The organism is Oerskovia enterophila (assembly GCF_044748475.1).
GTDB lineage: Bacteria > Actinomycetota > Actinomycetes > Actinomycetales > Cellulomonadaceae > Oerskovia > Oerskovia enterophila.
This window is the reverse complement of the sequence record NZ_JBIVFZ010000004.1, coordinates 43,799-58,897: the sequence shown is the minus strand read 5'-3', so window position 1 is coordinate 58,897 and position 15,099 is coordinate 43,799. Positions and strand designations below refer to the sequence as shown.

General features: G+C 73.0%; 10 protein-coding genes. 4 read left to right on the top strand and 6 right to left on the bottom strand.

Annotated features, from left to right (window positions below; genetic code table 11):
• Positions 1–17 precede the first annotated feature (17 nt).
• The 4 genes from ACIPWA_RS13280 to ACIPWA_RS13265 all read right to left on the bottom strand — a co-directional run bounded on the left by ACIPWA_RS13280 (position 18) and on the right by ACIPWA_RS13265 (position 5,760).
• On the bottom strand, positions 18–1,043 hold the full coding sequence (locus tag ACIPWA_RS13280) for an NUDIX hydrolase (protein ID WP_082618328.1): 1,026 nt from the start codon (positions 1,041–1,043) through the stop codon (positions 18–20).
• Positions 1,040–3,373: an RNA degradosome polyphosphate kinase gene (locus ACIPWA_RS13275; protein ID WP_400290842.1), complete on the bottom strand. Its 2,334-nt coding sequence runs from the start codon at positions 3,371–3,373 to the stop codon at positions 1,040–1,042. Before ACIPWA_RS13275 ends, ACIPWA_RS13280 begins: the two co-directional genes overlap by 4 nt.
• Complete coding sequence (mshD, locus tag ACIPWA_RS13270; RefSeq protein ID WP_400290839.1) at positions 3,370–4,368, bottom strand: mycothiol synthase; 999 nt, start codon at positions 4,366–4,368, stop codon at positions 3,370–3,372. The genes ACIPWA_RS13275 and mshD overlap by 4 nt, the downstream gene beginning before the upstream one ends.
• Positions 4,369–4,470: 102 nt before the next feature.
• Positions 4,471–5,760 (bottom strand): alpha/beta hydrolase, encoded by a 1,290-nt coding sequence (locus ACIPWA_RS13265; RefSeq protein WP_400290837.1) that lies wholly within the window; start codon positions 5,758–5,760, stop codon positions 4,471–4,473.
• Between the two features lie 175 nt (positions 5,761–5,935).
• Here ACIPWA_RS13265 and ACIPWA_RS13260 point away from each other — a divergent pair, with 175 nt between their 5' ends.
• The 3 genes from ACIPWA_RS13260 to recQ all read left to right on the top strand — a co-directional run bounded on the left by ACIPWA_RS13260 (position 5,936) and on the right by recQ (position 10,792).
• The gene (locus ACIPWA_RS13260) at positions 5,936–7,249 is read left to right on the top strand and encodes an NAD(P)-binding domain-containing protein (protein WP_400290835.1); all 1,314 of its coding nucleotides are present in this window, start codon (positions 5,936–5,938) and stop codon (positions 7,247–7,249) included.
• Between the two features lie 142 nt (positions 7,250–7,391).
• Positions 7,392–8,945, top strand: a complete 1,554-nt coding sequence (locus ACIPWA_RS13255; protein WP_400290832.1) for an MFS transporter — start codon at positions 7,392–7,394, stop codon at positions 8,943–8,945.
• On the top strand, positions 8,942–10,792 hold the full coding sequence (gene recQ, locus ACIPWA_RS13250; protein WP_400290830.1) for a DNA helicase RecQ: 1,851 nt from the start codon (positions 8,942–8,944) through the stop codon (positions 10,790–10,792). Before ACIPWA_RS13255 ends, recQ begins: the two co-directional genes overlap by 4 nt.
• Before the next feature lie 101 nt (positions 10,793–10,893).
• On the opposite strand, the gene ACIPWA_RS13245 is transcribed toward recQ, so the two are convergent.
• Complete coding sequence (locus ACIPWA_RS13245) at positions 10,894–11,556, bottom strand: GNAT family N-acetyltransferase (protein ID WP_082608822.1); 663 nt, start codon at positions 11,554–11,556, stop codon at positions 10,894–10,896.
• A 160-nt stretch (positions 11,557–11,716) separates the two neighbouring features.
• On the opposite strand from ACIPWA_RS13245, the gene ACIPWA_RS13240 reads away from it, so the two are divergent.
• A complete protein-coding gene (locus tag ACIPWA_RS13240) occupies positions 11,717–12,571 on the top strand; it encodes a hypothetical protein (protein WP_400290828.1) in 855 nt (284 codons plus the stop codon).
• Positions 12,572–12,831: 260 nt separating this feature from the next.
• Here the strand turns inward: ACIPWA_RS13240 and acs are convergent, their stop codons facing one another.
• A complete protein-coding gene (gene acs / locus ACIPWA_RS13235; protein WP_082848888.1) occupies positions 12,832–14,862 on the bottom strand; it encodes an acetate--CoA ligase in 2,031 nt (676 codons plus the stop codon).
• Positions 14,863–15,099: the final 237 nt, after the last annotated feature.

The following is a 15,099-nucleotide window of genomic DNA, read 5'->3' as shown; positions in this document are numbered from 1 at the left end:
ACCACCACCGGCCCGCCTCAGTGCAGCGGCGGCGCGACCTTCTCCGCCGCGAGGACCCTCGGACCCTTGGGCGTGTCCGCGACGTGCGCCACGAGCATCTCGCCCGGCTCCAGGAACGGGTCCCGGGTCGGCAGGGCGTTCGCCACGGGGCGGCGCGAGTGCTGTCCCAGGACGTCGAGCACCGTGGGTAGCACGGGCCTGTGCGTGCAGAGCACGGTCGACCGCTCGGACTCGAGCAGCTCCCGCACCGTGCGGGCGACGCGCGAGGGAGACCGCTCGTGCTGGGCCTCGGACAGGTGGTCGATCGAGATCGTCTCGAGCCCCGCCGCCTGCGCGTAGGGCGCGATCGTCTGCGCGCACCGGTCCCACCGGCTCGTGACCACGGTGTTGACCCCGTAGGCGGCCAGCACCGGGACCAGCGCGACGGACTGCGCGTGGCCCGCGGGCGTGAGCGGCCGGTCCTGCTCGGCCCCGTGCCACGCGGCCCGGGTCACGGCCTTGCCGTGCCGGGCGATCACGACCACGCGGGTCGAGAGGCGACCGTGCGTGTACTCCTCGACGAGGGCGGCGAGCGGCCCGCGGTCGGCCTTGCGCGTCACGCGGCGCGCAGCCTCCTCGACACCGAGCCACTCGGTCGCGTCGATCTCGTCGGGCGACACGGGAGGCACGGGGGCGCGCGCGGCGAGCGGTCCGGCGTCGCGCACACGCTTGGCCTGCTGCGCGGCCCAGTAGTGCACGCGCTTCACCCGGCCCTCGGGGGTCAGGTACTGCAGGCCGGGCAGCGGGACACCGAGGATCACGGGCTTGCCGGTCTCCTCGGCCACCTCGCGCACGGCTGCGGTCTGGAACGTCTCGCCCGGGTCGAGCTTGCCCTTGGGCCATGACCAGTCGTCGTAGCGGGGCCGGTGCACGAGCCGCACCTGCAGCTCGCCGTCGCGCACGCGCCACACGAGCCCGCCGGCCGACTCGATCACGGGGGCGTGCGGGACGTGGGTGGGACCGAGGGTGTCCACGAGCGGAGCGAACGAGGACGGAGAGCTCATTGACCCATGCCCAGACGACGGCGTTGTCGGGTGATGAGGGTGGACTGGATGTCGGTCAACGGGCCCTCGGGTCCGGTCGCGTGCCGCACCCAGGTCCCGTCCGCCTGCAGGTGCCACGACGCGGTGCCGCTGTCCATCGAGATGTCGATGAGGTCGAGCAGGTTCGTGATCTGGTCGGGGTCGACGAGGCGCACGAGCGTCTCCACGCGCCGGTCAAGGTTGCGGTGCATGAGGTCGGCCGACCCGATGAAGACCTCGGGGCCGGACTCGGGACCGTCGGCGATGGCCGGGCCGCCCGAGTTGGCGAACGCGAAGATGCGCGAGTGCTCGAGGAACCGTCCCAGGATGGACCGCACCCGGATGTTCTCGCTGAGCCCCGGCACCCCGGGGCGGATCGCGCAGATCCCGCGGACCACGAGGTCGACCTTCACGCCTGCCTGCGATGCCCGGTAGAGGGCGTCGATGATGGTCTCGTCGACGACCGAGTTGACCTTGAACTTGACCCACGCCTCGCGGCCTTCGTGGGCCGCGACGGCCTCGCGCTCGATCCGTTCGACGAGGCCCGAGCGCACCGAGCGGGGCGCGACGAGCAGGCGGTGGAACCTCGACTGGGGCGCGTAGCCGCTCAGCTGGTTGAACAGGCGCGTGAGGTCCTGGCCGACCTCGGGGTCCGCGGTCAGCAGCCCGAGGTCCGTGTAGAGGCGCGCGGTCTTGGGGTTGTAGTTGCCCGTGCCGACGTGGCAGTAGCGCACGAGCCCCTCGGGCTCCTGGCGGACCACGAGCGAGAGCTTGCAGTGCGTCTTGAGGCCGACGATCCCGTACACGACGTGCACGCCCGCCTGCTCGAGCTTGCGCGCCCAGGAGATGTTGGCCTGCTCGTCGAAGCGTGCCTTGATCTCGACGAGCGCGAGGACCTGCTTGCCGGCCTCGGCCGCGTCGATCAGGGCGTCGACGATCGGCGAGTCGCCCGACGTCCGGTACAGCGTCTGCTTGATCGCGAGCACGTTGGGGTCCGCGGCGGCCTGCTGGAGGAACGTCTGGACCGAGGTCGAGAACGAGTCGTACGGGTGGTGCAGCAGGATGTCGCGCTCGCGGATCGCCGCGAACACGTCGGTCGGGTTGGCGCTCTCCACCTCGGCGAGGAAGCGGTGCGTGGTCGGCACGAACCGCGGGTAGTGCAGGTCGGCGCGGTCCAGGTCGGCGATGAGGTTGAGGCCCGTGAAGTCGAGCGGCGCGGGCAGCTTGTAGACCTCGTCGTCCGCGACGTCGAGCTCGCGCACGAGCAGCTGGCGGATGCGGGGGCTGATCCCGTCCGCGATCTCGAGGCGCACGGGCGGCCCGAACCGCCGACGCAGCAGCTCCTTCTCCATGGCCTGGAGGAGGTTCTCGGCGTCGTCCTCCTCGACCTCGACGTCCTCGTTGCGGGTCACGCGGAACGTGTGGTGCTCGCGCACCTCCATGCCCGGGAAGAGGTGGTCGAGGTGCTGGGAGATGACGTCCTCGAGCGGCACGAACGACGTGGGGCCCTTGTCGGGGTCTGCGGCCTGCGTGCTGGGTGCGGACGGGCGGCCCCGCGAGTCGACCGCGATGAAGCGCGGCAGCAGCGGCGGCACCTTGACGCGCGCGAAGTGCTCCTTGCCCGTCGTCGGGTTGACCACGACGACCGCGAGGTTGAGCGAGAGCCCCGAGATGTACGGGAAGGGGTGCGCGGGGTCCACGGCCAGGGGCGTGAGCACGGGGAAGATCTGCTTGCGGAAGAACTTGTGCAGGCGCTCCTGCTCGCGCGTGTCGAGCTCCTCCCAGCGCAGCAGCGAGATGCCCTCGGTCGCGAGCGCGGGCTGCACCTGGTCGGCGAACACCGCGGCGTGGCGGGCCATGAGCTCGTGCGCGCGCTCGCTGATCGCGTCGAGCACCTGGCGCGGGGTGAGCCCGGAGGCGGCCGTGACGGCGAGCCCGGTCGCGATGCGTCGCTTGAGGCCGGCGACCCGGACCATGAAGAACTCGTCGAGGTTCGACGCGAAGATCGCGAGGTAGCGCACGCGCTCCAGCAGGGGCTGGTTGTCGTCCTCGGCGAGCTCGAGCACGCGCTGGTTGAACGCGAGCCAGCTCAGCTCGCGGTCGGCGAAGCGGTCCGCGGGCAGGGGCTCGGCACTGAGCACCTCCAGGTCGACGGTCCCGGTGACGGGCTCCTCCTCGGCGATGTGCTCGGCGATGTGCGCCGCGAGCTCGGGGTCGAGGGCGGGCCGGGGACGGGCGTCGCGAGGAGCCTCCGGCTGCTGGTCCGGGCGCGCGGGGGTCCGGACGCTGGGACGGACGGTGGAGTCGGTCATGGCTTCATGGTGGCATCACTCGGTGAACTTTGGGTGACGGGATGCACAGTCGGCGGGCCGTACTGCACGTCCACGGTGTCCTTGCCGAAGCCCGCTCCGAGGTAGGTGCGGGTCGCGGCGGCGTTGTCGCCGTCGACGTAGAGGACCGCGCGTTCGAGGCCCTGGCCCGCGAGGTGCGCGAGCCCGACGGCGGTCAGCACCTTCCCGAGTCCCTGGCCCTGGGCGTCGGGGTCGACGCCGACGACGTAGATCTCGCCCTCGCGCGTCGCCCCGGCAGGTGACACGGACGGGTCCGTCGGCACCTTGGTCCACAGGAACCCTGCGAGCGAGCCGTCCTCGCGCTCGAGCAGGAAGAAGCCCTCGGGGTCGAACCAGTCCTCGGCGACGCGGGCGTCGAGGTCGGCCTGGGTCAGGCGGCCCTGCTCGGGGTGATGAGCGAACGCGCGCGCGTTGACGCGGAGCCACGCTGCGTCGTCGGGCCCGGGGCGGAACGTGCGCAGCCGCAGGCCCGCGGGGACCTCGGGGCGCTCCCACGTGCCGGAGCGCAGGTCGAGGCCCATCTTCCACAGCTCGCGCACCACGACGAGCCCCGCGTCGGCCGCGAACGCGCGCGCCGCGGGCAGGTCGCCGTGCGCCCACACGTGCAGCGTGCGGCCGTGCTGGCCCGGCTCGCCCGAGCGGGCGGGCAGGGTCGCGTCGCGCTGCGCGGTGCGCAGCAGCATGCGGCCGGTCCGGCGGCGGCGCGCGGCCGGGTGCACCACGAGCTCGGCGCTCGCGACGTCGCCCCCGCGGTCGATCTGCGCGTACCCCGTGACGGTTCCCGCGTCGTCGTACGTGACGACGTGCGTGAGGTCCTCGTCGTCGACGCCGAGGCGCAGGAGCGGCTGCTCGGAGAGGGGAGCGACGCCGTCGGACTCGTGCGCGGCGGTGGACAGGGCGCGGACCTCGTCCGCGGTGGCCGGGTCGAGCGGGCCGATCTCGAGGGGGGAGTGCATGGCTCCATCCCATCACGACGGGCGCAGGGTCACCGACTCAGTCGTCAGAACCAGGGCGGGCTGTACCCCGTGCTGGTTCTGACGACTTATCAGGTCCGTCGCTCACGGCTGCGCGAGGTGCTCCGAGACGAACTCCAGCCCGTACGGCAGGCCCGCATGGACCATGGCCCACGTGTGTCCCTGGCCGGGCTCCTCGCGCAGCCCGACGGTCTGACCCCGTGCGGTGAGCGCGGCGGCGAGCCGGCGGTTGGCCTCGCGGTCGAACCGCGGGGCCTCGGTCCCGCCGTCGAGGAAGACCGCGACGGGCGCGGTGAAGTCCATGGTCGGGAGGTAGTGGCTGGGCGAGTTCGCGTCGAGCTCCTCCTGCGTCGCGAGCATCGCGCGCCCGCCGTCGCCCGGGTCACCGTAGGGCTCGAGGGCCATGATCGCGCTGAACGTGTCGAGGTGGCGCAGGCCCAGGTTGAGCGCGCAGAACCCGCCCGACGACGCCCCGCCGATCGCACGGTGGTCCCGGTCCGGGACCGTCGGGAAGCTCTTGTCGACCCACGGGATCACGATGTCGGTCACGTAGGTCTCGACCTGCGCGCCGCCCGTCGTCGAGTCCAGGCACTCGGTGTCGCGCGGTGAGGGGCCGGTCCCGTTGACGTCGACCGCGACGAGGATCATGGGCTGGACGAGCTGCGCCTCGAGCAGCGTGTCCATGACGTTGGCGCTGTCGGCCGCCGCGAACCAGTCGCTCGGTTGGCCGGGGCTGCCGTGGAACAGGTAGACGACGGGGTAGCGGGTCGGGGCCGACGGGTCGAAGCCCGGCGGCGTGTAGACCCACGTGGTGCCGTCGGCCATGCGCAGGTCCGGGGCCGGCAGCGGCGTCGAGGTCACGGATCCCGCCGCCGACGTGCCCGCGCGCTCCGAGGGCTTGTCACGATGGCTCGGCGGTGGGTCGACGATCCCCCAGCCCGCCATCGTGGTGCGGAACGCCGCAGCGTTGGGGACGTAGCCCGCGTACGCGTTGACCGCGACCGTCACGGACAGGACCACGAGGAGCCCTGACGCGACCGTCCCGACCCAGGCGCGCCACGCGCCGCGGCGGCCGGGCCTCGCGCTGTCACCGCGACCGGCGTCCGCGCTGCCGCCGCTGTCCTCGGTGCCGACGGCGCTGCGCGACGCCCGACGTCGCCGGTCCCACACGACGAGCGCGGCGACCAGGACCGCTGCGGCCGCGAGCAGCCCGGCCGTCCACCAGGACGACACCCAGTCGCTGCGTCCCGCGAGCTCGCGCAGCACGGCGGGCGGCAGGGTCGGGGCGGTGTCGGGCTCGGGCAACGGGGCTGCGTCGGCCAGCAAGGACGCACCCGGCAGGGCTGCGCCGGGAAGGACGTGGAACGGGCTCACCCTCCCAGGGTGCCCGCCGCGCACAGGTTCCACCGGGCGAACGCCCAGGTGGCCGCCAAGGTGCACGGGACGTTCACGGACGTTCACGACGTGTCCCCACGCCCGCCGCCGCGCTGTGCGGCGCGTCACGGTCACGGGCCGGATGAGTCCCGCGGCCCGCGCGGTTGGTACGGGTGTGAGCACCTCGTCCGCACCGGCACTTCCGGCACTGCTTTTCGAGCAGCCTCAGCCCGTCGAGCAGTCCCAGCGCGTGCAGTCGTCGCCGGCGGCCCAGCCCGTCGACGTCGACGTCCTCGTGGTGGGCGCGGGGCAGGCCGGGCTCTCGGCCGCGTACCACCTGCGGCGGCGGGGCTTCGTGCCGCTCGGCCTCGACGGGATCCCGTCGGCCGGGCCCGACGACGGAGCCTCCCCGGGGGACCAGCGCACCTTCGTGGTGCTCGACGGGGCGCCCGCGCCGGGTGGTGCGTGGCAGTTCCGCTGGCCGTCGCTCACCATGGCGCAGACGCACGCGGTGCACGACCTGCCCGGCCTGGCCCTGGACCCGGGCGACCCGCGCGAGAGCGCGAGCACCGCCGTCGGGCGGTACTTCGGGGCGTACGAGCAGGTCAACGACCTGCGCGTGCTGCGGCCCGTCGGCGTGCGCGAGGTGCGCGACGACCCCGGGTCGGGCGCGCTGCTGGTCGAGGCGACCACGCCCGACGGGCCCGTGACCTGGCGCGCCCGGACGCTCGTGAACGCGACCGGGACGTGGACCAAGCCGTTCTGGCCCTGGTACCCGGGGCGCGAGTCCTTCGCGGGCAGGCAGCTGCACACGCACGACTTCGGTGCGGCCGAGGACTTCGCGGGCCGGCGCGTGGTCGTGGTCGGCGGCGGTGCGTCCGCGACGCAGTTCCTGCTCCAGATCGCGCCGCACGCGGCCTCGACCACGTGGGTCACGCGCCGCGAGCCCGTGTGGGTCGGCGGTCCGTTCGACGAGAACCGGGGGCGAGACGCGGTCGCGCTCGTCGACGAGCGCACGCGCGCGGGCCTCGCGCCGGAGAGCGTCGTGTCCGTCACGGGCCTGCCGCTCACGCCTGTGTACGAGGCGGGGATCGCCTCGGGCGTCCTGCGGCGCCTGCCCATGTTCTCGCGCGTGGTGCCCGACGGCGTCGCGTGGGACCCGGGAGTCCGTCCCGACGGCGTGACGCACCAGGGCGCGGACGTGATCCTGTGGGCCACGGGCTTCCGGGCCGCGCTCGACCACCTCGGGCCGTTGGGGCTGCGCGGGCCGGGCGGCGGGATCGTCATGGACGGGCCGACCGTGGTCGCCGACCCCCGCGTCCAGCTCGTCGGGTACGGGCCGAGCGCGTCGACGATCGGGGCGAACCGGGCCGGCCGGGAGGCGGTGCGGGCGGTGCTGCGGGTGCTCGACGGTGCGGTGCCGAAGGGGCCGAGTCGGCTGGTGGTGCCGGTGGAACCGAGTGGGTCGGTGGTGCCGGGGCCGGCGTGAGCCTGCCTGCGCCGGCGGACCGTCGTGCCCTGACTGACAGATCCGGTCGTTCGAAGAGATGGGTTGTCAGAAGTGAGCCGGGGGATACCCCGGTGTGGTTCTGACAACTCAGCGAGGGTGGGGGCGCCGATACGCTTCCCAGGTGACTCCTGAACGCTTCCCCGGACCCGACGGCCTCCCTGCCGGCGACTCGGCGGGCACCCACGCCGGCGACTCGGCGGGCACCCACGCCGGCGACTCGGCGGGCACCCCTGCAGGCTTCCCCGTCGACCGCATCCAGCGACGGACCGTCACGGTCCTCGCGGCGAGCCAGGTCTTCGGCGGGATCGGGGTCGCGACCGGCATCTCGGTGAGCTCGCTCATCGCGTCCGAGCTCTCGGGCTCCGACGCGATCGCCGGCCTCGCGCAGACCACGGCCGTCGTGGGTGCCGCGATCGTCGCGCTCCCGCTCTCGCGCCTCGCCGAGCGCCACGGTCGACGGCGGTCGCTCACGTCCGGCTACGTCGTCGCACTCCTCGGCGCGGCCCTCGCAGCGGCCGCGACCTTCCTCCAGACGTGGCCGCTGCTGCTCGCCGGCATGCTGCTGTTCGGCGCAGGCTCCGCGACGGGCCTCGCCTCGCGCTTCACCGCGACAGACCTCGCCCGCCCCGAACGCCGGGCCACCGACCTGTCCGTCGTGATCTGGGCGACGACGATCGGTTCGGTGCTCGGACCGAACCTCGCCGGGGCGACCGAGAAGCTCGGCCTCTTGCCGGGCCCGGTCGGGGTGCACGGCGCGCACGGCACGTCGGCCGCACCCCTGCTCGTCGCAGCCCTGGCGTTCGCCGCGGCCGCCGCGTCCGTCTGGCTCCTGCTGCGCCCCGACCCGCTGCACGTGGCTGCGGCACGAGCAGCGGCAGGCACGACGACGGACGGCCCGGTCGACGCCGGCGCTACCGAGAGCGTTCCCGCCCGATCCAGGACGCACGTGACCGCCGCCGACGCACCTGTGGAGGCGCCGCCGTCGGGCCTCGTGGACGTGTCGCCCGCCGAGACCCAGCCCGACCCGACGCCCCCGCGACCTGGATTCCGTGCCGGTCTCGCCGCCGGCTGGGCCGTGATCCGCGCGACCACGACCGCGCAGCTCGCGCTCGCAGCGATCGTCGTGAGCCACCTGGTCATGGTCGGGCTGATGTCCATGACCCCCGTGCACATGGGGCACGGCGGTGCGAGCCTGCAGATCATCGGGATCGTCATCAGCGCGCACATCGCGGGCATGTACGTGCTCAGCCCCGTGATCGGGTGGGCTGCGGACAAGGTCGGCCACGCGCGCGTGCTCGTCCTGGGGGGAGTGATCCTGCTCGCCGCGGCCGTGATCGTCGCCGGTGCGCCGAGCGACGACTCGACGCGGCTGACCGTCGGGCTCGTGCTGCTGGGAGTCGGCTGGTCGTGCGGGCTCGTCGCCGGGTCCGCGCTCCTCATCGACGCGACGCCCGCGACCGACCGGACCCAGGTTCAGGGGCTCTCGGACTTCGCCATGAACCTCGGCGGTGCGCTCGGCGGGGTGCTCGCGGGCATCGTCATCGCGGTCTCGTCGTACGCCGCGCTCGGGTGGGGAGCCGCGGTCCTGCTCGTCGCGTACCTCGTGCTGGTCGCGGGACGGCTGCTGGGGAAAGATGGGCGGCGATCTCCCGGACGCCTGCCGACCCGATCATGAAGGAAGCACCCCCTGTGACTGCATCTGCCTTGCCAGAGACCCGCACCGCGCTCGACGTCCTGTCGACCGTCTTCGGGTACGACGAGTTCCGGGGCGACCAGGCCGAGATCATCGACACGGTCGTCCGCGGCCAGGATGCGCTCGTCCTCATGCCCACGGGTGGCGGCAAGTCGCTGTGCTACCAGATCCCAGCGCTCCTGCGGCCCGGGACAGGCGTGGTCATCTCGCCCCTGATCGCCCTCATGCAGGATCAGGTCGACGCGCTGTCCGCCCTCGGGGCACGCGCCGGGTTCCTCAACTCGACGCAGTCGGTGCCCGAGCGGCGCGTGGTCGAGGAGGCGTTCGTCGCCGGCGAGCTCGACCTGCTCTACCTCGCCCCCGAGCGCCTCGGGGTGCCCGAGACCGTGCGCCTCCTCCAGGCGGGGAAGGTCTCCCTGTTCGCGATCGACGAGGCCCACTGCGTCTCGGCCTGGGGCCACGACTTCCGGCCCGACTATCTGCGGCTGACCGTGCTCGCCGAGACGTGGCCCGACGTCCCGAGGATCGCGCTCACCGCGACGGCGACCCAGCAGACGGCCGACGAGATCGTCCGACGCCTCGAGCTGCACGACGCACGCACCTTCGTCTCGAGCTTCGACCGCCCCAACATCACCTACCGCATCGCGGCCAAGGACTCCCCGCGCACCCAGCTCGTCGACCTGATCCGGGCCGAGCACGCGGGGGATGCCGGCATCGTCTACTGCCTCTCGCGCGCCTCGGTCGAGACCACCGCGGAGCACCTGAACGCGCACGGGATCCCGGCCCTGGCCTACCACGCGGGCATGCCCGCTGGTGCCCGCGCCGCCAACCAGTCCCGCTTCCTGCGTGAGGACGGCATCGTCATGGTCGCGACGATCGCGTTCGGCATGGGCATCGACAAGCCCGACGTGCGGTTCGTCGCACACCTCGACCTGCCCAAGTCGGTCGAGGGCTACTACCAGGAGACGGGCCGCGCCGGCCGTGACGGCCTGCCGTCGACCGCGTGGCTCGCGTACGGGCTCCAGGACGTCGTCCAGCAGCGCCGCATGATCGACACGTCGGAGGGCGACGCCGCGCACAAGCGCCGCATGGGCGCGAACCTCGACGCGATGCTGGCCCTGTGCGAGACCATCACGTGCCGCAGAGCCCAGCTCCTCGCCTACTTCGGCCAGGACGGGCCCGCGTGCGGGAACTGCGACACGTGCCTGACCCCTCCCCAGTCCTGGGACGGGACCATCGCCGCGCAGAAGGTCCTCTCGACCGTCCTGCGCCTGGAACGCCAGGGGCAGCGGTACGGAGCCGGACACATCGTCGACATCCTCACCGGAAAGACGACGGCCCGGATCACCTCGCTCGGGCACGACCAGCTGCCCGTCTTCGGCGTCGGCGCGGACCTGGACGCCACCGAGTGGCGCACGGTCGTCCGGCAGATCCTCGCGCAGGGCCTGCTCGGCGTCGACAGCGACGGGTACGGCACCCTGAGCCTCGCCGAGGCCGCGGTCCCGGTGCTCGGTGGCAAGCAGGAGGTCCACCTGCGCCGGGACGTGCGAACCAAGACGTCCCGTACCCGCAAGACTGCGGCCGTGGCGGCCGACGCAGAGATGACCCCGGACGCCGCAGCACGCATGGAGACGTTGCGCGCGTGGCGAGGCGCGACCGCCAAGGAGAGCGGGGTGCCGGCCTACGTCGTCTTCCACGACGCCACCCTGCGAGCACTCGCGCAGCGCAACCCGACCTCGATCGACGACCTGTCCGACATCAGCGGGATCGGCGCGGCCAAGCGCGAGCGGTACGGTGCGGCCATCCTCGAGCTGCTCGCCGACGGGTAGCGCGCGCGGCCGGGCAGGTGGTGCCCGGCTGGTTTGGACCCGGCCGGTTTCGCCCGGCCTGGTGTGCGGCGCACGGCCGGGTGGTGCCCGGCCGGGCACCGTCAGCGTGCGCCGAGCTGCTTGTAGAAGATCGTCGTCGACACGAGCGCGCCGCCCGCGACCTTGGCGAACCCCGGGATGGCGCCGACCTCGGACCAGCCCCACCGGCGGTACAGCGACTCGGCGAGGCTGCCCGTCTCGGTGTCGAGCGTCAGGAGCGAGAGCCGCTCGGCCTTCGCGAAGCGCTCGATCGTGGCCATGAGCCCCGGCGCGAACTTGTTGCCGCGCGCCTGGCGGTGGACCAGGAGCTTGACGACCTCGGCCCGGTGCGCGCCGTTGGCCTTGGATGTCAGGGCGAGCGACGCGGTCGCCACGATCCGACCCGCGTCGTCACGCCCGACCCACGTCCGGTGGTCCGGGTCCGCCAGGAACGCCGACCACCACGCCGTCGCCTGCTCCTTGGTCGGGGCCTTGACCCAGCCGACGCTCGCGCCGCCCTGGACGCAGTCGATGAGAACGTCCGCGAGGCACGACAGGTCGGCCGTCCGCGCCGCGAGGCTGTCGAGGAGCGAGAGGCCGGCGGCCGGTGCTGCTGCCGGGCTCGGTCGGCCGGGGACACCCGGGCGACCCGACCGGACGGTGGTCCCGGCGGTCCCGCCGCGGGCGTTCGAGGAGACGAGTGCGCCACCACCGGGCGCGGGGAAGGTGAGGGGTTCGATCCGCATGGCCGTCACGGTAGCCACGGTGCGTTTCGGCCCCGTGAACGGCAGGGACTCTCCCCGTGTCGGAGGGTGTGAGTCCGAGGTCACGTCCGATCCGACGGCTCGTCACCGCGCGCAGCGCGCACTGCGCGGGAAGACTGGGGGTCGACCTTCAGGAGGCCCCGTGTTCCTCAGCCTGCTCGCCGCCGTCGCCGCCGCGATCGGCTACGGCGTCAGTACCGTCATGCAGGCCGTCGCGGCCCGCCGCGCGCAGGGGCTCGCCGTGGTGCGGCAGCCGCTCGTGATCCTCGCGTTCACGGTCGACCTCGTCGCGTGGCTGTTCTCGCTCGTCGCGCTCGACCACCTGCCCCTGTTCGTGGTCCAGGCCGTGCTCGCGAGCTCGCTCGTCGTGACGGTCCTGCTCGCGAGGGTGTTCCTGTCGGTGGCCATGCGGCGGATCGATGTAGCGGCCATGACGGCCATCGTGGCCGCGCTCGTGGTGCTGGGGATCGCGGGCGGGGAGCAGCCCGCGCCCGTGCCGCCCGACTGGTTCACGCCCGTGCTCATCGGGGTCGCCGCGGGTCTCGCGGTCGTCGCGCTGGTCTTCTACAAGGCCGGGACGCCGGTGCTGCTCGCCGTGATCGGGGCCCTCGGCTACTCGGGGGCGGCCGTCGCGGCGCGAGGCGCGCACGCGTCGGGGGACATCTGGGACACGATCTTCCAGCCGCTCGCGATCGCGATCGTGCTGTTCGGGGTCGTGGGGGCGCTCGCGTACCTGCGCTCGCTCGAGCGGGGCAAGGTCGGGACGAACGCCGCGATCCTGTCGGTCGTCGAGGTCGTGGTCCCGGGGGCCGTCGGCATCGCGGTGCTCGGGGACACGATCCGATCGGGCTGGGACCCGGCGGTCGCCGTCGCGGCTCTCGTCGCGCTCGCGGGCTGCGTGGTCCTCGCGACGAGCCCCGCGAACGAGGCGGCCGAGTCGGGGGAGGCGAGCGACGGCGTCGGGCCGTCGAAGGACGAGGCGGCCGAGCCGGCGTAGGGGGCTCTTGTCGAGGCCCGCGGGCGAGGCCACGAGGCCCGACGGCGGAGCGCACCACGTGCGGTGAGCGCGCCTCGTGGGCGGGGCCGAGTTGTCAGAACGTGGCCGGGGAATGGCCCGGTGTGGTTCTGACAACTCAACGGGCCTGCCAGGTCCCCGACGGCGGAGCGCACCACATGAGGTGCCCTCGGTCGAGGCGCATCAGTCCTCCGGCCCCGGTGTGCCCGGCGCGCCGACCAGCTCGGCGCGCCGGGCCGGGCTCAGTCCTCCGAGCCTGCCGGCTTCGCCAGCCCCGACGCGATGAGCGTCATGACGGACGAGTCCGCGAGCGTCGTCGCGTCCCCGACGGTGCGGTTCTCGGCGACGTCGCGCAGCAGGCGGCGCATGATCTTGCCCGAGCGCGTCTTGGGCAGCTCGGGGACCACGAGGATCTTGCGGGGCTTCGCGATGGGCCCGATCTCCTTGGCCACGTGGTTGCGCAGCTCGAGCTCGACGGCCGCGGCACCCGCCGGGTCCGCCGCGCGGGCCGCGTGCTCGCCGCGCAGGATGACGAACGCGACGACGGCCTGGCCGGTCAGCTCGTCCGTGGCGCCCACGACAGCGGCCTCGGCCACGAGCGGGTTCGAGACCAGCGCGGACTCGATCTCCGTGGTCGACAGGCGGTGACCCGAGACGTTCATGACGTCGTCGACGCGGCCGAGCAGCCAGATGTCGCCGTCCTCGTCCTTCTTGGCGCCGTCGCCCGCGAAGTAGATGCCCGGGAACCGGGACCAGTAGGTGTCCTTGAAGCGCTCGAGGTCTCCCCAGATGCCGCGCAGCATGGAGGGCCACGGCTCCGAGAGGACGAGGTAGCCCCCGCCGCCGTCGGGCACCGGCCGCGCGTTGTCGTCGACGACGTCCGCGACGATGCCCGGCAGCGGGACCTGCGCCGAGCCCGGCTTGGTCGCCGTGACGCCCGGCAGCGGCGAGATCATGATCGCGCCCGTCTCGGTCTGCCACCAGGTGTCGACGATCGGCGCCTTGTCGCCACCGATGACGCGGCGGTACCACATCCACGCCTCGGGGTTGATGGACTCCCCGACCGAGCCCAGGACGCGCAGGCTCGTGAGGTCGAACTTGTTCGGGATCTCCTCGCCCCACTTCATGCAGGCGCGGATCGCGGTGGGCGCGGTGTAGAAGATCGAGACCTTGTACTTCTCGATGATCTCCCACCAGCGGCCCTGGTGCGGGGAGTCGGGCGTGCCCTCGTAGATGACCTGGGTCGCGCCGTTGAGCAGCGGGCCGTAGGTCACGTAGGAGTGGCCCGTGACCCAGCCGATGTCCGCGGTGCACCAGTAGACGTCGGACTCGGCCTTGAGGTCGAACACGTTCTTGTGCGTGTACGCGGCCTGCGTCAGGTAGCCGCCCGTCGTGTGCAGGATGCCCTTGGGCTTCCCGGTGGTGCCGGACGTGTAGAGGATGAACAGCGGGTGCTCGGCCTCGACCCACACGGGGGTGTGCTGGACGTCGGCGGCCTCGAGGGCGTCGTGCCACCAGATGTCGCGGCCCTGGGTCCACTCGACGTCCTGCTCGGTGCGGCGCACCACCAGGACGTGCTCGACCGTGGTGGCCTCGGCGCCCTCCTTGGCTGCGAGGGCCTCGTCGACCGCGGGCTTGAGGGCCGACGCGGACCCGCGGCGGTAGCCGCCGTCGGCCGTGATGACGACCTTGGCCTCGGCGTCGGCGATGCGGCTGCGCAGCGCGTCGGCAGAGAACCCGCCGAACACCACCGAGTGCGGGGCCCCGATGCGCGCGCAGGCCAGCATGGCGACGACGGCCTCGACGATCATGGGCAGGTAGATGACGACGCGGTCGCCCGTGGTCACGCCGAGCGCGCTCAGCGCGTTGGCCGCGCGCGAGACCTCGCGCTGCAGGTCCGCATACGTGACGGTGCGGGTGTCACCGGGCTCGCCCTCGAAGTGGATCGCGACGCGGTCGCCGTTGCCGGCCTCGACGTGACGGTCCACGGCGTTGTAGGCGGCGTTGAGCGTGCCGTCGCCGAACCAGCGCGCGACGGGTGCGTTCGACCAGTCGAGCGTCTCGGTGAACGGTGTCTTCCACGACACGAGCTCGGTGGCCTGGCGTGCCCAGAATGCGAGACGGTCGGCTGCGGCCTCCTCGTACAGCGCCGGCCGGGCGTTGGCCTGGGCGGCGAACTCGGGGCTGGGCGGGAAGCTGCGCTCCTCGTGGAGGAGGTTCTCCAGTCCCGTGGACTCGGGCTGCCCGTCGACCTGGTTCTCGGTGGCGGTCACATTCTCAGGCACTCTTACCTCCGGTGCGCATCGACTCTGGTGCGGGGCTCATGACGTGAGATCCCCGCGGCCTGCGAGCGGCCGCAAGGGGTGCGAGACACGTCGAGCGACGGGGCCTGTCCTGCCCCGACTGGGCGAGTCTAGACCCCATCGGGTGACCCGCGTCACTGGTTCTCGAAATGGGCGAGGGTGCTGACAAAAAGGCGAGCGACGTCGTCGGGCCCGCTTGCTCATGCG

What these genes read in the sequence shown, in the direction of transcription:
- mshD (WP_400290839.1), bottom strand. Translation starts at nt 4,368, where the DNA reads ATGCACTCCCCCCTCGAGATCGGCCCGCTCGACCCGGCCACCGCGGAC.
- recQ (WP_400290830.1), top strand. Translation starts at nt 8,942, where the DNA reads ATGAAGGAAGCACCCCCTGTGACTGCATCTGCCTTGCCAGAGACCCGC.
- ACIPWA_RS13275 (WP_400290842.1), bottom strand. Translation starts at nt 3,373, where the DNA reads ATGACCGACTCCACCGTCCGTCCCAGCGTCCGGACCCCCGCGCGCCCG.
- ACIPWA_RS13280 (WP_082618328.1), bottom strand. Translation starts at nt 1,043, where the DNA reads ATGAGCTCTCCGTCCTCGTTCGCTCCGCTCGTGGACACCCTCGGTCCC.
- ACIPWA_RS13245 (WP_082608822.1), bottom strand. Translation starts at nt 11,556, where the DNA reads ATGCGGATCGAACCCCTCACCTTCCCCGCGCCCGGTGGTGGCGCACTC.